This window comes from Salinicoccus siamensis (genome assembly GCF_055391965.1).
Genome location: NZ_AP043765.1, coordinates 1371812 through 1393766, shown reverse-complemented (window position 1 = coordinate 1393766; position 21955 = coordinate 1371812). Strand labels below are relative to the sequence as shown.

The 21955-nt window shown below is 47.6% G+C and carries 23 protein-coding genes; 21 read left to right on the top strand and 2 right to left on the bottom strand.

Annotation, left to right across the window (positions count from 1 at the left end; genetic code table 11):
- The first annotated feature begins 18 nt into the window (after window positions 1-18).
- From panB to ACZ5LF_RS07225, 4 genes are read left to right on the top strand one after another with little or no spacing between them, the layout of a single operon-like run.
- Entirely contained in the window at window positions 19-825 is an 807-nt protein-coding gene (gene panB / locus ACZ5LF_RS07240) for a 3-methyl-2-oxobutanoate hydroxymethyltransferase (protein ID WP_380570872.1), read from the top strand.
- The gene (panC, locus tag ACZ5LF_RS07235) at window positions 825-1664 is read left to right on the top strand and encodes a pantoate--beta-alanine ligase (protein ID WP_380572111.1); all 840 of its coding nucleotides are present in this window, start codon (window positions 825-827) and stop codon (window positions 1662-1664) included. Before panB ends, panC begins: the two co-directional genes overlap by 1 nt.
- Window positions 1661-2053: an aspartate 1-decarboxylase gene (panD, locus tag ACZ5LF_RS07230; protein WP_380570871.1), complete on the top strand. Its 393-nt coding sequence runs from the start codon at window positions 1661-1663 to the stop codon at window positions 2051-2053. The genes panC and panD overlap by 4 nt, the downstream gene beginning before the upstream one ends.
- Window positions 2054-2113: 60 nt before the next feature.
- The gene (locus ACZ5LF_RS07225) at window positions 2114-3103 is read left to right on the top strand and encodes a CAP domain-containing protein (RefSeq protein ID WP_380570870.1); all 990 of its coding nucleotides are present in this window, start codon (window positions 2114-2116) and stop codon (window positions 3101-3103) included.
- 838 nt (window positions 3104-3941) lie between these two features.
- Here ACZ5LF_RS07225 and lexA read toward each other — a convergent pair.
- On the bottom strand, window positions 3942-4556 hold the full coding sequence (gene lexA, locus ACZ5LF_RS07220; RefSeq protein WP_380570869.1) for a transcriptional repressor LexA: 615 nt from the start codon (window positions 4554-4556) through the stop codon (window positions 3942-3944).
- A gap of 137 nt (window positions 4557-4693) precedes the next feature.
- On the opposite strand from lexA, the gene ACZ5LF_RS07215 reads away from it, so the two are divergent.
- The 8 genes from ACZ5LF_RS07215 to ACZ5LF_RS07180 all read left to right on the top strand — a co-directional run bounded on the left by ACZ5LF_RS07215 (window position 4694) and on the right by ACZ5LF_RS07180 (window position 12513).
- Window positions 4694-4945: a hypothetical protein gene (locus tag ACZ5LF_RS07215; protein WP_380570868.1), complete on the top strand. Its 252-nt coding sequence runs from the start codon at window positions 4694-4696 to the stop codon at window positions 4943-4945.
- A gap of 71 nt (window positions 4946-5016) precedes the next feature.
- Window positions 5017-5253, top strand: coding sequence for a DUF896 domain-containing protein (locus ACZ5LF_RS07210; RefSeq protein WP_380570867.1), 237 nt, complete (start codon window positions 5017-5019; stop codon window positions 5251-5253).
- 14 nt (window positions 5254-5267) lie between these two features.
- Window positions 5268-7253 (top strand): transketolase, encoded by a 1986-nt coding sequence (tkt, locus tag ACZ5LF_RS07205; protein ID WP_380570866.1) that lies wholly within the window; start codon window positions 5268-5270, stop codon window positions 7251-7253.
- 66 nt (window positions 7254-7319) lie between these two features.
- A complete protein-coding gene (locus ACZ5LF_RS07200) occupies window positions 7320-7577 on the top strand; it encodes a YneF family protein (RefSeq protein WP_380570865.1) in 258 nt (85 codons plus the stop codon).
- Window positions 7578-7681: 104 nt separating this feature from the next.
- Window positions 7682-9457, top strand: coding sequence for an ABC transporter transmembrane domain-containing protein (locus tag ACZ5LF_RS07195; RefSeq protein ID WP_380570864.1), 1776 nt, complete (start codon window positions 7682-7684; stop codon window positions 9455-9457).
- Entirely contained in the window at window positions 9458-11230 is a 1773-nt protein-coding gene (locus tag ACZ5LF_RS07190) for an ABC transporter ATP-binding protein (RefSeq protein ID WP_380570863.1), read from the top strand.
- Between the two features lie 89 nt (window positions 11231-11319).
- Window positions 11320-12024, top strand: coding sequence for a cytochrome c biogenesis protein CcdA (locus tag ACZ5LF_RS07185; protein ID WP_380570862.1), 705 nt, complete (start codon window positions 11320-11322; stop codon window positions 12022-12024).
- A 3-nt stretch (window positions 12025-12027) separates the two neighbouring features.
- Entirely contained in the window at window positions 12028-12513 is a 486-nt protein-coding gene (locus ACZ5LF_RS07180; protein WP_380570861.1) for a CcdC family protein, read from the top strand.
- Here ACZ5LF_RS07180 and ACZ5LF_RS07175 read toward each other — a convergent pair.
- A complete protein-coding gene (locus ACZ5LF_RS07175; protein WP_380570860.1) occupies window positions 12505-12999 on the bottom strand; it encodes a DUF2621 family protein in 495 nt (164 codons plus the stop codon). The two genes, ACZ5LF_RS07180 and ACZ5LF_RS07175, sit on opposite strands and share 9 nt — an antisense overlap.
- Window positions 13000-13089: 90 nt before the next feature.
- On the opposite strand from ACZ5LF_RS07175, the gene ACZ5LF_RS07170 reads away from it, so the two are divergent.
- The 9 genes from ACZ5LF_RS07170 to ACZ5LF_RS07130 all read left to right on the top strand — a co-directional run bounded on the left by ACZ5LF_RS07170 (window position 13090) and on the right by ACZ5LF_RS07130 (window position 21953).
- Window positions 13090-13290: a DUF1659 domain-containing protein gene (locus tag ACZ5LF_RS07170; protein WP_380570859.1), complete on the top strand. Its 201-nt coding sequence runs from the start codon at window positions 13090-13092 to the stop codon at window positions 13288-13290.
- 16 nt (window positions 13291-13306) lie between these two features.
- Window positions 13307-13519 (top strand): DUF2922 domain-containing protein, encoded by a 213-nt coding sequence (locus tag ACZ5LF_RS07165; protein WP_344701020.1) that lies wholly within the window; start codon window positions 13307-13309, stop codon window positions 13517-13519.
- A 1-nt stretch (window position 13520) separates the two neighbouring features.
- Window positions 13521-13640, top strand: a complete 120-nt coding sequence (locus ACZ5LF_RS07160; RefSeq protein ID WP_344701018.1) for a YvrJ family protein — start codon at window positions 13521-13523, stop codon at window positions 13638-13640.
- A gap of 71 nt (window positions 13641-13711) precedes the next feature.
- On the top strand, window positions 13712-14836 hold the full coding sequence (locus ACZ5LF_RS07155) for an exonuclease SbcCD subunit D (RefSeq protein ID WP_380570858.1): 1125 nt from the start codon (window positions 13712-13714) through the stop codon (window positions 14834-14836).
- On the top strand, window positions 14817-17828 hold the full coding sequence (locus ACZ5LF_RS07150) for an AAA family ATPase (protein ID WP_380570857.1): 3012 nt from the start codon (window positions 14817-14819) through the stop codon (window positions 17826-17828). The genes ACZ5LF_RS07155 and ACZ5LF_RS07150 overlap by 20 nt, the downstream gene beginning before the upstream one ends.
- 33 nt (window positions 17829-17861) lie before the next feature.
- Entirely contained in the window at window positions 17862-19274 is a 1413-nt protein-coding gene (locus ACZ5LF_RS07145) for an MDR family MFS transporter (RefSeq protein WP_380570856.1), read from the top strand.
- Window positions 19275-19396: 122 nt separating this feature from the next.
- Window positions 19397-20008 carry an SCO family protein gene (locus ACZ5LF_RS07140; protein WP_380570855.1) on the top strand — a complete coding sequence of 204 codons (612 nt, stop codon included), beginning with the start codon at window positions 19397-19399 and terminating at the stop codon, window positions 20006-20008.
- A gap of 95 nt (window positions 20009-20103) precedes the next feature.
- Window positions 20104-20991, top strand: coding sequence for a cation diffusion facilitator family transporter (locus ACZ5LF_RS07135; RefSeq protein WP_380570854.1), 888 nt, complete (start codon window positions 20104-20106; stop codon window positions 20989-20991).
- Between the two features lie 20 nt (window positions 20992-21011).
- Window positions 21012-21953, top strand: coding sequence for a nucleoside hydrolase (locus ACZ5LF_RS07130; RefSeq protein ID WP_380570853.1), 942 nt, complete (start codon window positions 21012-21014; stop codon window positions 21951-21953).
- The last annotated feature ends 2 nt before the right edge of the window (window positions 21954-21955 follow it).

Here is a 21955-nt window from a genome sequence, read left to right as displayed (position 1 = left end):
AATAAAAGGAGCAGTATGATGAAAACAACCAGTGAATGGAATCAGATGAAACAAAATGGCGAAAAGATCACCATGGTGACCGCCTATGATTACCCGAGTGCAAAACAAAGCGAGGCGGCAGGGATGGACATGTTGCTTGTCGGTGATTCACTCGGCATGACGGTGCTTGGGTACACAAGTACTGTACAAGTGACGATGGGGGATATGATCCATCATGCCAAAGCGGTCAGGCGGGGTGCTCCGGACACATACATGGTGGTCGATATGCCTTTTGGTACGTATCATGGAGACGTTGATACAAGCGTGGAAAATGTACTGTCGCTTTATCAGCAGACGGACGCCAACGCCATCAAACTTGAAGGGATAGACTGCCTGCCCGTCGTCAAACGGGCAGTGCGGGCTGGTGTCCCGGTTGTTGCGCACCTAGGATTGACGCCGCAGTCAGTCGGCGTAACAGGATTTAAGATGCAGGCCGGCACCCAGGAAGCAGCCATGCAGCTGATTGAAGACGCCAAGGCAATGGAGGCCGTGGGTGCATCACTGCTTGTACTTGAAGCGATTCCATCAGATCTAGCCCAGAGGGTGACGGAAGCCCTCACAATACCAACCATCGGTATCGGTGCAGGTAGAGAGGTGGATGGACAAGTGCTGGTCTACCACGACCTGCTCCAGTACGGCACCGACCGTCTGCCGAAGTTCGTCAGGGCATATGCAGATTTCAATACTGCCGGGGTAGAAGGCTTGTCCGCTTATGTACACGCTGTAAAAAATGCGGAATTTCCCGATGAAGCCACGACTTATAAAAGAAAGGTTTTTGAAGAGTGATGAAAAATACAGACACAATAGAAGGTATACGCAGCATATTAAAACCTTTGAGGACATCGGACATTGCCTTCGTGCCGACCATGGGATACCTGCATGAAGGTCATGTTGCGCTTATAGAAGAAGCGAGGCGCAGGGGTGACACGGTAGTGGTCAGCATCTTCGTCAACCCCCTCCAATTCGGGCCCGACGAGGATCTGGAAAGTTATCCGAGGGATCTCGAGCAGGATCTGGAAATATGCAGACAAGCTGGAGTCGATGTGGTTTTCCATCCTTCTGAAGAAGAGATGTACCCAGAACCACCCGAACTTCAACTTGGCTTAAAATCCATGGCCTCGATACTCGACGGCATCAGAAGACCCGGCCATTTTGAAGGGGTGGTGACCGTTGTCAACAAATTATTCAACATCATACGCCCGGACTTTGCGGTATTCGGAGAAAAGGACCGTCAACAGCTGATGATCATAAAGCGCATGGTCCAGGACTTCAACCACGAAGTCGAAGTCATCGGCGTGCCGACCGAGCGCGAACATGACGGATTGGCAAAGAGCAGCCGGAACGTTAATCTCTCCGAAAGCGAACGTACTGAAGCTCCTGAAATCCACCTCGCGCTTGTAAAGGCAGAGGAAAGCATAAAACACGGCAAAGTTGACGCTGAAGCGATCAAAGAGGACATAAGGACCCATATCGAATCGAAGACATCAGCGCACGTGGACGATCTGCAGATCTACACCCATCCAGGACTTGATGCTGTTCAAAACATCGAGGGGGATGCTATAATATTCATTGCTGTAAAGTTCGAAAGAACACGGTTAATAGATAATATGTTGGTGATGAAATGATCAGAACAATGATGAATGGCAAGATCCATCGTGCAAAAGTGACAGAAGCAAACTTGAATTATGTCGGCAGCATCACAATCGATCCTGATTTCCTTGATGCAGCCAATATCCTCCCGAATGAGAAGGTCCAGATCGTCAATAACAATAACGGCGAGCGGATTGAAACGTACGTCATCGAAGGCAAGCGGGGCTCGCGTGAAATATGCTTGAATGGGGCAGCAGCCCGTAAGGTACAGGTTGGGGACACAGTCATCATCATCAGCTATGTTCAGCTGGATGACAGTGAATTGGAGACATTCAAGCCGAATGTCGTGCTGATGGGTGAGGATAATACAATTGTAGATGAGGCGTATTTCGAAGAGCGGCAAACCGAATATATTCCAAGATAAAGTAATTAGACGAAAGTTTAATTACTTTTTTTAAAATATACGCGGAGGGGAGGTGCCTGTATGATAAGAAAAGTGTTTATGATCGTAATCCTATACTTCGTTTGGATGTTTACAGCTCCTGTGCTGCAATCCTATGATTTTGAAGAAGGGATGGAGTTGTCCTACTTGCGTGGATGGCTTGAAGAGAACATTTATCCTTCTTATAATATGGATAAAATCCATCAGGTGAACAGCGACCAGACACAGGAAGTGGAGATTGCGCTCGACAATGAATATGATACTACCGGTAAAGAACATATCGGCTCGGAATATGAAGGAGAGTTCTACATTGAAAGTGAGCCAGGCGTGTTCCATATGGTATTGGTTAAAGATCAGAGGGTAGTCGGCGCCTATACAAACAGTGGGGACGTATCAGTCGAGACGATCAACATTGAAGGGTTGGAGAGGGAACAGGTCGACTCCATATATGGTACTCCGGAATCAACCATCAAGAAGGGATGGAAGCGGCTGCGTGTGGATAATGAAGAATATGCAGTCTATGATATTAATGGCACATACGTCTATTTCTTCTATGATCTTCACAAATCGGATCAGGTGAACGGTCTGCTTGTCGTCGATAAAGAGGCCTTTGGTGAAAGCAGCGCCCTTTATAATCATCCTGAACCGGCAGATAATTCCAAAATGAACCATCTACTCGTTAATGCAACCAGACAGGAATACGGTCTAGAACCTTTGTCCTGGGACGAAGCGGCTTCAAAAGCCGCGCTCGGACACAGCAGCGATATGGTTGAGAAGGATTACTTCAATCATGATTCCCCGGACGGCGTGACGTTGAAGAGTCGTTTGGAGTCAGCTGATGTATCGTACAGGATGGCAGGGGAGAATATCGCTATGGGGCATACTTCACCCATCTTCTCCCACCATAGCCTCATGAATTCGCCCCCGCACCGGGAGAACACATTGAAAGCCAGTTTTACACATCTGGGGGTCGGTACAGCATATAATGAAGAAAATGTGCCCTACTATACGGAAAATTATATAAGGAAGTAAAGAAGACGATTCTTTGGTCGTCTTTTTTATTTCATCAGGAATATCGGCTGGAACAGATTTCATATGCACCTTTCATGTCAAAGAAAAGGGCCCGGAATAATTGCTTGGAAGGTGACAAACTGCCCAGTTCTCTATACGTTGCTACTTGTTATATAGTGAAATATGCATCATATGGCCCTCTGTATTGACTCTATGGTCAAGTGACATACATTCTGTTCATCAGAATGGCTCCACATTGTTGAAGTACGAGTTCGAAATGCTATAATTTAAGTATTAATGCACTTGGGGGGGAGCGTGTATTGATGGCGATTAGATATCAATGGGGAGAGAAGGGGGACTCACATTGCATTGTCGACTATAGCCTTGGATGAAAACTTCAGAACGCAAAGACATAGCCGTAAAATTTTTTTGGGCGTCAATGATTCGGAGCGAAACCATATCACATGTGGTTACATAGTTGGACTGTTTTTTCATTATAGTGTATAGAAAGGCGTCTGCAATAATTTTTTATTTAGATGACCCTCCCATTCATGTATTGAGGATTAAATTTGCGAATAATGTTTCGTCTGCCGAAATAAAGGGAATATAAAGGAGCCGCCTTATATATTTAATATGGAATCATCTTTCCAGATCACCATCCTGAATCAAGCAAAAACGAGGGGATGCAATTGAAACATAAAACAGAGGATAAACAAACACAAGATCCAAAAGATATTTTAGAACAAATCAGAATCATACTTGATAGATAAAACATTCGAAACAAAGGATATTGACAGGATGGATACGGAAAGGCAAAAGGGCGCATCGTAAAGATGCGCCCTTTTATATATGAAATCCTTTAAAATGCACGGAACAGCCCGACGACTTTACCGAGGACAGCGACACTGTCCAAGATGATTGGTTCCATTGTCGTGTTTTCAGGCTGCAGCCTATAGTAGCCATTTTCCTTATAGAAACGTTTGACCGTTGCTTCATCGTCATCCGTCATTGCGACGATGATATCGCCATTATGGGCAATGTTCTGCTTGCGTACTATCACTCTGTCCCCATCATGGATGCCTGCATCGATCATGCTGTCCCCAGCTACATTGAGGAGGAATATCTCACTGTTGTGGTTCGCTGTGAAGTGTTCGGGGAGAGGGAAGTACTCATCGATATTCTCTACGGCAGTAATCGGCAGTCCGGCTGTAACCTTACCGAGGACCGGGACATGGATTACAGCACCATGGTTCTCGTTCTCTTCCGTGATGACTTCGATAGCCCTGGGCTTTGTCGGGTCCCTTTTGATGAAACCCTTTTCCTGCAGTTTAGCCAGATGGCCATGGACCGTTGAGCTCGATTGGAGCCCGACTGCATTGCCGATTTCCCTGACACTCGGCGGATAGCCTTTATCCTTCACTGTGGATTTGATGAATTGGTATATTTGTTTCTGCCTGTCTGTTAGCGCCTTCATAGTTATTACCTCCGCCTTATTGTTGTTTAAATTTTATCATATGAGAGGGCATCTTACAAACATTTGTTCGCTATCCATTGACCCGGAACAGGCGTTCTGTTACTATGTTTATACAAACATATGTTCTGGAGGTAGTAATGATGACATTGAAGGAATTTAAACTACTGGGTATGGTCTTTATATTTGTTTTCGCTGCTGGCCTCATTTTCATGTTGGATTCCCACAAGGAAGGGAATAGTAATTCTGAAGTTGTCTATATAGATGAGTACCAGGTCGTCACACATGACGATGCCCCCCTCCCTGTAGAGGAGACGGATCTATCGGCTGAAGAATACGCCGAGCGCAGCAATATGGAGCAGTTGATGGAAATGATTGGATTCATAAGATGACTTTAAAGTGTGAGAATGGTCTCACACTTTTTTTTATGGTAGATTATAAGAAAGTGGACAGGAGGGCTGCTATGTTAGACAAAGATAAGATTCAGCGGATCAATACGCTCGCTGCCAAAAAGAAGTCGGGCAGCATTACAGGGGAGGAACTCTCTGAACTGAAAGGTTTGAGGACAGAGTATCTTAAAAACTTCCGTTCCTCATTCAAGAAACAGGTGGAGAACACTAAAGTCATCGATCCTGAAGGCAATGATGTGACCCCTGAAAAAGTGAAGAAAATCCAAGCAGATAAAAATAAAAATTCATAAAGGAGTATGCGCAAATGACTTTTGATAAGACAGACCAACTGGCTATCAACACAATCCGCTCACTATCCATCGATGCGATCGAAAAGGCGGCTTCCGGCCACCCGGGCCTCCCTATGGGGGCCGCGCCGATGGCCTACACACTCTGGTCCCGCCATCTGAACTTCAACCCGAACTCAATGGACTGGTTCAACCGTGACCGTTTCGTATTGAGTGCGGGCCATGGGTCCATGTTGTTGTATAGTCTGCTGCACTTGAGCGGTTCGCTTGAAATGGAAGAGTTGAAGAATTTCAGGCAGTACGAGTCGAAGACGCCTGGGCACCCTGAATTCAAACATACCGAAGGAGTGGAAGTGACGACAGGACCATTGGGTCAAGGCTTCGCAATGAGTGTCGGTATGGCAATGGCTGAAAAGCACCTGGCAGCCCGCTTCAATAGGGATGGCTATGATGTGATGGACCACTACACTTATGTCATCGCGAGCGATGGTGATTTGATGGAGGGTGTCTCCCATGAAGCAGCATCACTGGCCGGTCACCTGGCGTTGGACAAACTGATTGTGCTTTATGACTCAAACGACATATCGCTTGATGGTGATCTCGACATGAGTTTCTCAGAAGATGTGGGCACACGTTTTAAAGGATATAACTGGCACTACATCAAAGTGGAGGATGGCAATGACTGCGATGCCATAGATAAAGCGATAAAGAATGCCAAGACATCAACTCGTCCGACACTTATCGAAGTGAAGACGATCATCGGCTACGGTTCCCCGAACAAGCAGGGCAAAAGTGCCTCACACGGTGCGCCGCTTGGTGAAGAGGAACGCAAGGCAGCTTTTGAATATTATGGTTTGGACCCGGAGAAGACATTCGATGTCGACCCGTCGGTCTATGAACGCTTCAGTGAAACGATGAAAACAAGAAGCAATGAAAAAGAAGAAGCCTGGAATGAAATGCTTAAAGGCTATAAAGAAGCACATCCAGAACTGCATGCTGAGTTCGAGGAGGCCGTCCACCACCGTCTGCAAGACGATTATGATAAGGATATGCCTTATTATGAAGCGGGCGAGGCGAAAGCCACACGTGCTGTTTCAAGCGATATGATACAGGCGCTCTCTGACTCCGTTCCGACATTGTTCGGTGGTGCTGCAGACCTCGCGAGCAGCAATAAGACCAATGTAAAGGATGAGGAGGATTTCGGTCCCGATAATTATGCCGGACGGAACATCTGGTTTGGCGTCAGGGAATTCGGCATGGCCGCTGCATTGAATGGCATGGCAGCACACGGCGGCCTCCGTCCTTACGGTGGTACGTTCTTCGTCTTCAGTGACTATTTGAAGCCAGCCATGCGTTTGAGCGCGCTGATGAAGCTGCCTGTAACTTACGTACTCACCCATGATTCAATCGCAGTAGGAGAAGACGGTCCGACGCATGAACCGGTAGAACAGCTTGCCGGTCTGCGCGCCATCCCGAACCTCAATACAATCAGACCGGCAGAAGGCAATGAAACACGTGCGGCCTGGAAGATAGCGATGGAAGCTGAAGATACACCGACGGCCCTTGTGCTGACACGTCAAAATGTCAAAACGATAGATGTGCCATACGATGTTGTTGAAGAAGGGGTCAAAAAAGGTGGATACCTGGCCTACGACGAAGGGGATGATGCGATCCTATTCGCTTCCGGAAGCGAGTTGCCACTGGCTGTCGATACGGCAGAACAGCTTAATGCACAAGGTGTAAAAGTGAAAGTCGCCTCCATCCCGAATATGCAGCAGTTCCTGAAGCAGGATGAAGCCTATATCGAAAGTGTACTGAACACGCACATCGAAAACCGGACCGCCATTGAAATGGCAGCCAGTCTGGGATGGCACCGTTTCATCGGCATGAAAGGCAAATTGCACACAATCGATACGTTCGGTGCGAGTGCGCCTGGCGACATAGTCGTCGAAAAATATGGATTTACCGTCGAACGGATCCTAGAGACGGTGATGGAGAAATAATCTGTTGAAAAACACCTGTTTTTAATGTAGACTTTATACTGTTCTACGAAGAAAGAGGTGAGCAGTTTGGCTACATGGATCTGGATACTGATTGTTATTGTTGCACTCATCGGTGGCGTTGCCCTTGGCTTTTTCCTGGCACGGAAATATATGATGGATTACCTCGAAAAGAATCCACCTATCAATGAAGAGATGCTCAGGATGATGATGATGCAGATGGGACAGAAACCTTCCCAGAAGAAAATCAATCAGATGATGACAATGATGAATCGCAGTGCCGATTCCAAATCAACAAAAGAGCGTATGAAAGCATCAAAAAAATAAAGATGAACCCTTCTCTATAGAAGGGTTTATTTTTTCACCCAAAATATTTCAATTTTCGAAATATATGGTAGAATTTAATTGCACTCAATTGAAGGGGGGATGGCATGAAAGTATTTAAAAAGTTGGGATGGTTCTTTAAAAGGGAACGAAAAAATTACACCGGCGGCATCATCATGCTGATACTCGTTGCATTGATGGAACTGGTGCCCCCGCAAGTCATAGGATGGGTCATCGACGGGATAAGGCAGGAGACGCTGACCGCGGAGATACTCGGACAATTCATCATTCTGCTTATAGTGGTGGCGATTTTGACATACATATTCAGATATTTTTGGCGCATCATGATCTTCGGTGCGAGTTATCGGCTGGGTAAAATTCTGCGTGCATCGCTCTACAATAAATATTCACAGATGAGCCCTGCGTTCTATCAGAAGAGGCGTACCGGGGACCTGATGGCCCATGCCACCAATGATATACAAGCAGTCCAGGCTACTGCCGGTGCCGGTATTCTGACCATTGCCGATTCACTGATCACCGGAGGGGCGGTGCTGGTGACGATGGCTGTTACAATCAGCCCCAAACTGACATTGATGGCGATGATTCCGTTACCTTTCATGGTGATATTAACGAGCTATTACGGCACACTCCTAAACCGCGGTTTCAAGAAGGCGCAGGCTGCCTTCAGCATGCTCAACGATAAGACTCAAGAAAGCATATCGGGCATCAAGGTGACCAAGACGTTCGGATATGAGTCGCATGACCAGGAAGACTTCAGGGTGTTGAGTGATGATGTCGTCGATAAAAATCTAAAAGTATCGAAAATCGATGCGCTGTTTGATCCGACGATAATGACAGTGATTGGGGCGAGTTACTTCATCTCCATATTTTTCGGGGCACGCATGGTGCTTGACGATGCAATCACCGTTGGACAGCTGGTGACATTCACAACCTACCTCGGCATGATGGTTTGGCCGCTCCTTGCGCTTGGGATGTTCTTCAACCTGATTCAAAGGGGGAGTGCCTCCTACGCGCGTATAGAGAAAATCATGGAGACGGAAAATGATATCGGGGAGGAGTATCTGATAGAAGATCAGCCTGAAGGTGACATTCACTTTGATATCGGCGCATTTAATTTTCCGGGGGAAGATGCAGGCGGCGTACGGGATGTGCGTTTTACGATCGAGAGAGGGGCGACGGTTGGTATAGTCGGACGTACCGGCTCTGGCAAAAGCGCGCTGCTTAGGCTCCTGCTCCGCGAGTTCGATACAGTCAATCCGGAAGATATCGTCTACGGCAGTCATCCGCTCAGAGATTATAACATCAGCAACCTGAGGGCGCAGTTCGGTTATGTGCCCCAAGACCATTTCCTCTTCTCCACGACGATCCGCAATAATATTGCGTTCAGTAATCCGGATATGGATGATGCCCTTATCCATGAGGCGGCGCGTCTCAGCCAGATACATGATGATATAGAAGCATTCACCTACGGCTACGAAACCGTTGTCGGGGAGCGTGGCGTATCATTATCCGGAGGACAGAAGCAGCGCATCTCCATTGCACGTGCACTGATTCTTGATCCTGAAGTGCTGATACTTGATGACTCATTATCAGCCGTTGATGCAGAAACCGAAGAGCGTATACTCGAGAGCCTGCAATCCAATCGTCGTGGTAAGACGAATATCATTACAGCACATCGCATGAGTGCTGTCAGCCATGCAGATCTGATCATCGTCATGGATGCCGGCACCATAACAGAGATGGGCACGCATGAAACGCTGATGGCGGAGCAGGGCTGGTATCACGACACCTATAACGCACAGGCGCTTCGTGAATCTCTGAAGAGTTCCTTGGAAGACATGGCGGAAGGGAGGCGGAATTAGATGGAGAATGACAAGTTGAATCTAACGTTCAATGATCAGAAGGATGTCCTGATCCGTCTGATGAAATATACGCTGCCCTTCAAAGGTGTGCTGACATTGGGATTCCTCATGCTTGCGGTATCCACTGCCACAGGTGTCGCAACACCTTATCTCGTCATGATTTTCATCGATGATTATTTGACGCCAGGCGTCTTTCCGGAGCAGGATATCATGTGGCTGATCATCCTTTTCGCCATTGTCCAGATACTCGGGGCAGTCACCACATACATGAACATCTACCTTTTTCAATATTTGGCGTTCAAGGTGATCCAGCAGCTGCGGATCGATGCATTTGAAAAGATTGGTCGCCTTGGCATGCGCTATTTCGATAAAGTGCCCGGAGGCAGCCTCGTCTCCCGCATCACAAATGATACGGAAGCCATCGTCGATATGTTCATCGGTGTACTGGCAACATTCCTCATGGCGATCTTCATGGTCATTTCAAGTTTTGTGATGATGTTCATCCTGGACGTCAAGTTGGCTTTGTTTGCACTGCTATTCATGCCCGTAATCGCTGTCATTTTGGCAGTATACCGTAAGTATTCAGCCAATTTCTTCTCCCATGCACGCCAACTTTTGAGTGAGATGAATGCGAAGTTGGCAGAATCGATAGAGGGTATGAAGATCATCCAGGTGTTCAATCAGGAAAGGCGTCTGCAGGAGGAATTCAATACCATAAACGAGACGCACTATAAATATAATATGAAGAACGTCAAACTCGATGGATTGCTTCTGAGGCCCGCGATCAGCATGATCTATGTGCTGGCCATCGCAGTGATACTTGGCTATTTCGGCTTGCTGAGCTTTGAGTCGACCGTTACAGCCGGTGTCGTCTTCGCATTTCTGCAGTATATGGAACGGTTCTTTGAACCGATCAACCAGGTCAGTCAGAATCTGAACATTTTTCAACAGGCACTTGTATCCGCAAGTCGGGTATTCACACTGATGGATGATGAGCGTCTGGAACCGGTCCAAGATAAGGATGAGGAAGCGGAGATCACCGATGGGCATATTGAGTTTAAAGATGTGACCTTCAGCTATGACGGTGAAGTGGATGTGCTGAAGAACATCACATTTACAGCCAGACCAGGTGAGACTGTGGCATTGGTCGGCCACACCGGTTCCGGCAAAAGTTCCATCATCAATCTATTTATGCGCTTTTATGAATTTAATCAAGGCGATATCACCATCGATGGGCATTCCATCAAGAAAATGCCGAAAGGTGAACTGAAGCAGAAGGTTGGTCTTGTGCTGCAGGATCCCTTCATCTTCTATGGCACCATTGCTTCAAATATCCGACTGTACCACCCCGACATGACGTTTGAAGAAGTGAAGGCTGCAGGGGAGTTCGTCTACGCGGATAAATTCATAAATGACCTCCCGGGTGGCTATCAGCACAAGGTAATCGAAAAGGGTGGTGCTTTTTCAAGTGGACAGCGTCAGCTCATCGCGTTCGCCCGGACGATGGCGATAGATCCTAAAATATTGATTCTGGATGAAGCGACCGCAAATATCGATTCCGAAACAGAAGAGCAGATTCAGCATTCTCTGGAGAAGATGCGGCGGGGGCGCACGACACTCGCCATTGCACACAGGTTATCGACCATCCAGGATGCCGATCAGATCCTCGTCCTCAACCGTGGTGAAATCGTCGAACGTGGCACGCATGATACGCTGATCCATGAAGGAGGCATCTATCATAAGATGTATCAGCTGCAGAATGGTCAGCAATAATTGTCATACAATGTTCGCATATTCAGTCTGAGGGAATATCTAAATCGAGGGGATGTCTGATAGAATGATATCTGATTGGAGGTTTTTCTATGGGTAGTGAAGTGACATTCCTTCTCGCATTTGGTGCAGGCGTACTCAGCTTCGTCTCCCCATGTGTACTTCCGGTCTTTCCGGCTTTCATCTCCTACATAACAGGTATGAGCTATAATGAAGTGGAAAGTCAGAAGTTCAATGTGCGGGCGATCCTTCATACTTTATTTTTCTTGATCGGATTCAGTCTGATTTATATCGCACTCGGATTCGGCACCGCATTCCTCGGCGGATTATTGATAGAATACTCGAATCTGATCCGTCAACTTGGTGCCATCCTGATTATAATATTCGGTCTTATTGTAACCGGTGTGCTGAACTTCAACTTTTTGATGAAGGACAGGAAGGTCCAGTTTAAGAACAGACCATCCGGTTTTTTTGGTTCCATTCTGATCGGTATGGCTTTTGGTGCGGGGTGGACACCGTGCAACGGTCCGATCATCGGCGCAATATTTGCAATGAGCGCAACTGAGCCGAACAATGCCCTTATGTTGATGATTGTATATTGCCTCGGGTTTGCGGTGCCGTTCTTCACTTTGAGTTTCTTCGTATCGCGGACACGCTGGATGCTGAAATATTCAAACCTCATCATGAAGGTTGGCGGCGTCATCATGATTCTGATGGGTGTATTGCTCTACTTTGATGGATTGACGCAGATCATCATCTGGTTGCAGCCATTCTTCGGCGATTTCCAGGGGTTTTAGATTATGGGCATTGAAAGCATTTTGTTTACGGCCGCCTCCATTATGGCTGTCATCATGGGTATCGGTGCCATAATCGTCAGACAGCGCGCAGCCAAACGACCATTGACACTACGGAAAATCATCATACCGCCAGTGATGATGTCGACCGGCGCCTTGATGTATGTATTTCCATATTTCAGGCTCAGCGCTTCCGAAATCTTAGAAGCAGTGGCTATGGGACTCATCTTTTCCGTCCTGCTCGTCATCACCACCCGTTACGATGAGAGGGACGGGGCACTGTATGTCAGGCAATCGAAACTCTTCCCCGTCATATTGTTGGGATTGCTTGTGCTGAGGATTATACTGAAGACCATCCTGTCGATGAGCATCTCCCCGGGTGAAATCGGTGGCATGTTCTTTCTGCTCGCCTTCGTCATGATCATAATATGGCGTCTGTCGATGCTGCTGAAATTGAAGCAATATGAAAAGCAGCAGATCAAGTCAACTTGATCTGCTGCTTACTTTTTCTGTCTGCTCAAATATGGAGAATTTCTGTTTCTCATCGTCGGCATATTCGAAGAGCGCCTCATACGGTGTATAATCAATGTCCAATTCATTGAGTTTCTTTTTCATGAATTTGTGATCACGCTTTGGCGTGGCAATGATATAGCCTTTCATGATATGGTCCAAAGTGATCTTTTTAGCGCCCTCATCAAGGGCGATCTTTGAAATTCTACCTGCAATCCGTTCCTTCGCCACATCCCTGAACAGTTCCGGAACGGGAGTGACAAGCTCATTCAGCATGGATTTAGCCTCGTCATGCCACAGGGGCAACGCCTTATCTATATAAAACGCCTGCCAATCGAGTTCACTATATCCATCTCCTTTTGGCATACGCTTCAAAAATTTCCTGAACATGAAGTATCCGCCGATTACCATGAGCCCCAACATGATGAAAGTCCATAGTGCAATCAGCCACATAAATAGATCGTCCATTGCCTCACCTCAAAGCTATTATAAGAAATAAAAAGAATATTGTCCATCTAATCATCCACTTCGATATATAAGGCGAAGGAGGTGAAGGACATGTTGAAAAACTTAAGTGCCAAGTTCTACTTTTTTGAAGCAGATGGAAAAGGCGGGGAAAAACTGCGTTTCAGATCTGTCAGAAACCTGGAGTTGTCAGCAACTGATGCAGATATCAATGCTGCAGCCGAGGTGTATCAAATGTTGACGAATGATGTATACGCAATCGTTGAAAAGGAACAGACTTATGTCATCAATTAATAAGGGGGAATAAACCATGACCAGGAAACTTGTCATCGTCTTCAACACATCGGCAGACCGCCGGTTTACACTGAACATCAGCAACCCGAAGGATAACCTGACAGAAGAAGCGATACTCCTAGAGGCCAGAAAGCTTATGGACACAGGTGTACTGGCACCGTCGCAGGGCACGCCGGTGTCTGTCCATTCGGCTAAAATCGTCGAACAGAATGTTACCGAGATAATCTAGCATGGAATGGGTGCCATTAGTCAGCGATGTTGGTTTTCCGGCAGTGATCACATTCTTTCTGCTCTATAGGATGGAGCAGAAACTGGATGCTCTCATCATATCCATCCGACAGCTGCACTGAAAAACCGTCCCCTGAACTTACTTGGGGGGCGTTTTTCTTGTATAATTAGAAGATACGAGGTGATAGATACAATGAAAATTCTACATACAGGAGATTGGCATATAGGAAAGCGGCTGAACGGCATGGATCTTATTGAAGATCAGCAACACATGCTCGAACAGGTCCTCGATTGCGTAAGGCAAGAGGACATTGATGTGCTCGTCCTTGCAGGGGACGTCTTCGACCGCGCCAACCCTTCCCAATCCGCATTGAAGCTGGTGAATGATTATCTGTATAAGATAAATATAGAGGAAAATGTACCAGTCCTGGCGATCAGCGGAAATCATGACAGCCGCTCGCGCCTTGACTACGGCAGCTACTGGTTTGCCAAGAGCGGTTATCACATGCGCACGGCGATCGACGACATTACCACACCAATTAAAATGGGGGGTCATCACTTCTATATGATCCCTTATCTGGATGTTCTGGAAGCGAGAGTCCATTTTCAGGACGACGGGATAAAAACCCATCACGACGTATATGTCCGCATTACAGAAGAACTATCGAGAGTGATGGATAAAAACGCCTTCAATATAGTGGTCGGCCATATGTTCATATCTGAAGGCAAGACATCGGAGTCCGAACGTCCGCTGTCGATAGGTTTGTCGGAAGAGGTAAGTGCTGAACTGTTTGAAGCATTTGATCTTGTGCTGCTCGGCCACCTGCATCATCCGTTTGCCATCACCCATGACAAGATATTCTACAGTGGCTCGCTGCTCAAATACTCATTCTCGGAAGTGAACCAGCCGAAAGGATATCGCCTCATCGACACAACTGGCATTATGCAGTGCCGTTTTGTTCCGCTTGAGATGAAGCGTGACCTCATCCATTATACCGGAACATTCGATGACGTCATTGAAGAAGCGGTCCATTTTAATGATAAGGAAGCATATTTCAAATTTGAATTGTCTGGCATGTCGCACATCAATGATCCCATGTCCAAGATCAAGATGATATACCCGAACACATTGGAACTGAGGCCCATAAAAGAAGTCAGCGAAGAAAGCATAAAGGCTGTTGATGCGGACAGTTCGACCGATGGGGAGATATTCGGTTCATTCATCGAGAACATTTTCGGTGAATCACCAAGCCGCTATCAGACAGAAATATTCAATAACCATTTCAAAGGTGATATAGATGAAACCGATACAGATTAGCATGCATTATTTCGGCCCGTTCGAGAATGAGACGATAGACTTCACTAAAGTCAAAGACAGCATGTTCCTGATCAGCGGCAGGACAGGATCCGGTAAAACGATGATTTTTGACGCCATCACCTATGCGCTCTACGGCACACTGTCGACAAGAGATCGTACCGAAGGTTCGGTCAGAAGCCAATTTGCGACGGATGATGATATCAGTTCGATCCGGTTGCAGTTCGAAATACGCGGACGTACATATACAGTGGAGCGTACGCTGTCCTACCACAAGGCGGGGCGGAAGACCCCGGTCCCACCAAAAGCGGTATTATACAGCGGGGAAGGTGAGGTGATCGACAGCAGCATCAACGGCGTCAAGCAATCGATCATGGATATCATCAAGTTGAATGCGGACCAGTTCAGGCAGATCCTCGTACTCCCCCAGGGTGAATTCAAGCGCCTGCTCACTTCTTCCAGCGAACAGAAGCAGGAGATACTGCGCACTCTTTTCCGGACAGAACGCTTCGTCCAGTTCGAAAACAAACTCAATGAACTGAAGAAAGAGAAATTGAAGGATACTGCAGTGATGGAGACCAAAATCCAGGAGCTCTTCAATTCCTTAAGCGGGGATGAACATGACGCGGTCAGAAGCATGATGGAGGCGGACTATCCCACATCAGCCAAAAGGGTAGAAGCGATCAGCCAAATCCAGAAGCTGCTAGCAGAAAAACTTGAAGCGGTAATGACAGAAGCGACCAGCCAGCAGAAAGCATTTGAGACCATCAAGAAAAGGTTGGACGCCAAGGAACTGCATAACGCAAAGGTGAAGGAACTGCAGGAGATTGCAGACGGATTAAACAATTTGGAGAGCCGGAAATCCGAGATAAAAGAATTGGAGAAGGTGTTGACGGATTACCGGATTGCAAAAGAGAAGGAGTATGCACTCAAAAAAGAGAGTGACGCCCTTGCTGAGCAGAAAAGGCTTGGCTTGAGCCTTAAGGAATTGAACGAAGCGCAGCATGCTTCACAAAAAAAGTACGAGGGTCATCTTTCAGAATATGAAGAGTTGAAGGCCGCTGAAGGCCGCTTCTCTGAAATGGAGAAATGGCTGAACCGGACGGAACGTTTCATATCGGACGCACACATCCGGGAAAACATCTCTGGAATCGAAGAGTTGCAGAGAGCCAAAACCGACAGCGAAGAAGCATCAAAGAGGCTGGCATGCCAAATTGAAGAACTGAAGGGGCACATGCAGGAAGACGCATGGGACCGCGACGCATCAGACCGGTTGGCCCGGGCCATCTTCGAAAATGAAAAGGAGAGGATGGCGCTTGATACAGCCATCAAAGAAGAGCAGGGTAACCGGCGCAATGATGAAGAGAAATCCAAGATAGATGAAGAACTCCTTCAATTGGAAAAGCAGTCTGAAGAAACGAAAGAAAAACTGGAAAAGCTGAAACGCAGCGTAGAAGATAAGTTCTCGACCGAAGACGGTCATCATATCAGCCATCTTCTACAGCACCTTGAAGTCGGCCATGACTGTCCGGTGTGCAGGCAGCCGGTCGAGACATTACCGCACGATGTGGAAATGCTGACTGAGGCTGAAGAGGAGCGTCTGAAAACCCTCAATGATGCGATGCAGCACCTGGCCGAGCGCCAATCGGAACTGCAGGCGAAGCGTAGAGTGATGGAAGAGATGACGCCGGATAAGAAGCGGATGGATCTGGAAGTGCTCAAAAAGAGTTATGCAGATCTTGAATCGGCCTATCAACAGCTTACGCAAGATCAGCAGGCAGATTCTGAGAGGTACGAGAGGCAGTCTGAGTATAATGAGGAATATAAGCGTCTGGAACAGAGATTGGCGGACGGCAGAGTGGATGAAAATAACATCACCCACCAGTTGCACCGGGCCCAGGAATTGAAGGATATGTTCATAACCGAGACAGGCTACGAGCAGTTCGAAGCATTCGCACAAGCCTTCAAAGAAAAACGTAGAGAGGTTGACGGGTACCGCCACCGCCTGCAGCAGAATGAATCGATGCGCCTCGCGACCAAGGATGCGCTTGCCAGAATGGAAGAAAAGACAGCGGCGCTGAACGAACAGGCGGTGAAAGTGCAACAGACACTATCCTCCCTGACACCTGAGATAGATCAATTCACACATGAAGTATCAATGGATCGGGAAGAATTGATCAGAATCTCGGAACGCACCGACATCGGAGAGATAGAGGCGAGCATCAAATCTTATCATCGTGAAAAAGAAGTGGCGTTAGATAGGAAACGCCATCTGGAAAGTCAGATGGACGGCCGTGAATGGATGGATCCATCAGGGGAACAGGAAAAACTTGCAGCTATTGAAAAACATCTCGAATCACTGACGGAATCCCGGGCGAAGTTAAACGCCCAGATCGAGCATAACGATAAGAATCTAAAGCGGATAAACGATTTGATTGACCAGCATGAAGCAGCCCTTGAAGAGACGCAGGCCTTATTATCATTAGCGGATGCGGTAGCCGGCAGGAACGATCAGAAGGTCTCTTTGGAGCGATTCGTATTGACCTATTACCTAGATCGCATACTGCAGATTGCCAATATCCGGCTCCTTGAAATGACGGGGCACCGATATGAACTGAGGAGGAGCACCTCACGCAGCAACCGGAAAACCGGGTTGGATATCGAAGTGTTCGATTTCTACAACAATCAGCCAAGGCATATCTCTTCCCTATCCGGCGGTGAATCATTTCAGGCGGCACTGACGCTCGCGCTTGCATTGAATGAAGCATTGCAGCAGGAGTCCGGGGGCATCAGTCTAGAAACGATGCTGATCGATGAAGGGTTCGGTACCCTCGACCCCGAAACATTGGATGTAGCGGTGAATACACTCATCGACCTGCAGACGACGGGTAAGATGGTCGGCATCATTTCGCATGTAGAAGAGTTGAAGACGCGCATGGAGCACATACTCGAAGTCGATGCCGCCAATGAACGCAGCGTTACTCGTTTCAAGTAGACCCAAGTTCAATTCCAAGGAAGTAGTGAAGATATGAAACAAATGAAGATGAGTCCAAAAATGTTACTGATTGCGACATTATTGATGGGGTCATTCCTCGTCCTGCTCAACCAGATGCTGCTTGTCACTGCAGTCCCGCCGATCATGAATGACTTCAATGTACCGTTCAGCACTGCACAATGGTTGACGACGGGATTCTTTCTTGTCAATGGCATTATGATTCCAGTGTCAGCATTCCTGATCAACAAATTCACTTCGAGGATGCTCTATCTGACCGGTATGACAATCTTCATCACCGGTACGCTGCTCGCCGCCTTGTCGCCAGTCTATTCGGTTCTGCTTATCGGGCGGGTGTTCCAAGGTCTTGCAGCAGGCATCATGATGCCGCTGACACAAGTCATCCTACTGACCCAGTTTCCGCTTGAACAGCGTGGTAAGGCGATGGGCTACTTCGGCCTGGTCATCGGCCTGGCACCAGCCATCGGACCCCCACTTGCTGGATATATCGTAGGAATATGGCCATGGCGTGCACTATTCTTCATCGTGCTGCCGCTAGTATTATTGAATTTCGTACTCGCTTTGGTTTCGATGAAGAACGTCACCCAGCAGACGGATCCAAAAGTCGACTTGCCGTCGATTGTATTATCCACATTCGGCTTCGGAGGACTGCTCTATGGATTTTCGATTGCCGGTACGAGGGGATGGACAGATCTGCTCGTGATATTCACGATTGTGGTTGGCCTGCTGTTGGTGCTGGTGTTCGCGAAGCGACAGCTGAAGCTTAGGCAGCCTATCTTGGAAATGCGCGTCTTCAGGAATCGTCACTTCCTCTTGAGCTCGCTGATCGGTGTGGTGGTCTTCACTTCAATGGTCGGGGCAAATAATATATTGCCTGTCCTGATGCAGGATATGCTCGGCTATTCGCCGTTTGAGTCAGGGCTTGCGCTATTGCCTGGTACGCTGCTCATGGGGCTGACGATGCCGGTTGCAGGCACATTGTTCGATAAGTTCGGCATACGGATTTTGACGTTTACCGGATTGGCTCTGATTCTGGTCACTTCCATATTGTTGTCGGACCTTACGACCGAATCCACTTTCCGCTACATCACGATCATCTACACCTTCAGGTTATTGGGGACAGGCTTGACGATGATGCCGCTCACCACGTTCGCCATGAATGCGCTTAAGGATATATTGATTCCGCACGGCACCGCGATGAACAATACGATGCGGCAGATCGGCGGCTCCCTCTTTACTGCAATGATGGTCACCATCATGACCGGTGTCACACTCCGGCTCTCAGACGGCTCACCAACGGCGATGGAAGAAGTCACAGGGGTGAATGCCTCCTTCATCTTCTCGGCGGCGATGGCGGCGGCAGGCATAGTGATGGCCTTTTTCTTAAAAGAACAGACACATGGGGATAATGCTTCTCGGAAACAATAATCCAGATGAAATTGGGTTTTATTGTATCCGCCATATTATTTTCACAAATATCCCTTTTTTACAGGTTGTGTGGAGCCTCTTCTCTGATATAGTTGGATACAAACGTCTCCGGAGGGTTTTTAATGAAGAAAATATTGGTTACTGTTTTAATGGCATCATTCATACTCTCTGCCTGCAGTGATTCGGACGTCGAAGTGATGTCCCGTTATGGTAATGAGCTGGGCGATTTTGAAGTGACGAATCAGCAGGGCGAGACATTTACGCGTGAAGATATGGAGGGCAAAGTATGGCTCATCGATTTCATATTCACAAATTGCGCAACCGTCTGCCCACCTATGACGGCGAATATGACCGATGTCGTCAATGAACTCGAGGAACGAGGCGTAGAAGATTATGGCGTCCTTAGTCTATCAGTCGACCCTGAAACGGATACGCCGCAAGTATTGGCTGACTACCTGTCCCATTACGATGTGCCAGATGATACTGAGTGGCAGCTCGCCACCGGCTATGACTACAGCTTCATCAGAGGATTTGCCGAAGATAACTTCAAGACGATCGTGGCACCGCCACCGGAAGGCAGCAACCAGGTGACACACGGCATCAGCTTCTATCTGATTGATCAGGAAGGCAAAGTTATCAAAGATTATCCAGGAGTGGACACAGGGGATAATGAATTCCCACTCGAAGAAGTGGTCTCTGACGTAGAGACGCTGGCTGACGAAGAGGCAGAATAAAGGCAGAACCCGCCGGGTTCTGCCTTTTATATTCAATTAAAGGACAGACATTGATAGAATGAAGAAGCTAGCAATTTAAAAATGAGGGATATGATATGGAAAATAGGCATAAACAGGCACAAGTCGCCACTATTATAGGTATGGCCGTCAATATTCTTCTGGCTGTACTGAAGCTGATCGGGGGAATGCTTGGAAACAGCAGGGCCCTCATTGCAGACGCAGTGCATTCCGCTTCAGACGTACTGAGCTCACTAGCTGTCTTGATCGGTATACGCGCCTCACGTAAACCGCCTGATGAAGAACATCCATATGGCCACGGCAAGTCCGAAAACGTCGCCACCTTGATTATAGCGATACTGCTCATCGTCGTTGGCTTCGAGATCATATACAATTCAGTGCGCTCGCTGGTATCAGGCTCGGTAGGGAGCGAGACGACGCTCATTGCGCTATATATCATCATCTTTTCAGTGGTCGTGAAGGAAGCCCTCTTCCAGTATAAGTACCGTCTCGGCAGTAGGATAAAGAGCCCGGCTCTGATTGCAGATGCATGGCACCATCGCTCTGATGCCATATCATCCCTGGTGGCACTGGCGGGTATTGGACTGACTATAGTAGGCAGCTCGTTCAATATTCCTGCCTTGGCCTATCTGGACCCTATAGCCAGCGCTGTTATCGCCATTATCATCATGTATATGGGCTACCAGTTGGGAAAAGAAGCAGTCAGTGTATCCCTTGAAGTCGTGCTGAATGAAGAGGAGACCGAGGATATGAGAGAGGCAGTGCTTGCCGTCGATAAAGTGCGCAACATCGATAATTTGAGCGCACGTTCACATGGTTCCTACGTGATCATCGACATTAAAATCGCCGTCGATGCAAAAATGACGGTCGAGGAGGGGCACCATGTGGCGAGAGAAGTCAAACAACTATTGATGCGCCAGTTTGAAGAAGTACAGGACGTGAATGTCCATGTCAATCCATATTAATGAATAGGAGAAATTTATCAATGACACACAGAAAAGTGATATTAGATTGTGATCCGGGCCATGACGATGCCATATCGATCATCATCGCCGCTTCAGCACAAAGCAACCTGGACATCCTTGGCATCACCACAGTCGCAGGGAATGTCGAAGTCGATAAGAATACAATCAATGCCCTGAAGGTCAAGGACCTTCTGAAGCTTAATGTGCCAGTTGTCCAAGGTGCGGCAAGGCCGCTTGTCAAAGCAAGTGAAATCGCAACGGAAATCCACGGCGAATCCGGTATGGATGGCCCCGTACTACCGGATCCAAAAAGTCAGAAGGAAGAAGGGCACGCAGTCGATTTCATCATCGATCAAGTCAAAAAGGCTGATGGAAAAGTGAGATTGGTGCCAACCGGGCCATTAACCAACATCGCCATGGCACTGATCAAAGCACCTGAAATCAAATCGGATGTCGAAGAGATCGTCCTGATGGGCGGCGGCACATTCGGCAACTGGACCCCTTCTGCCGAGTTCAATATCTATGTCGATGCAGAAGCGGCAAAGGTTGTATTCAATAGTGGCATTCCCGTTACGATGTTCGGCCTCGATGTGACGCATCAGGTGATCGCCACAGATGAGATTCAGAAGCGTCTGGCTGGAATCAATAATCCAACAGCAAAATTCGTCTCAGAGCTCCTCGTATTCTTCGGGGATATGTATAAAGAGCATTTTGGTATGTCAGGCGGCCCCATCCATGATGCCTGCACGACGATGTATCTACTAGATCCGGACTTGTTCACATTCAAGCATGTGCATGCAGACGTCGAAACAAAAGGGGAACTGACCTATGGTGAAACAGTAGTAGATCTCCTCGGTGTCACAGGAAAACCTGCCAACACTAATTTTGCGTATGAGGTCGACCAGGAAAAGTTCTGGAATCTGTTTGAAGCCATACTGAAGGCCTACGACGAGGAGGAATAATC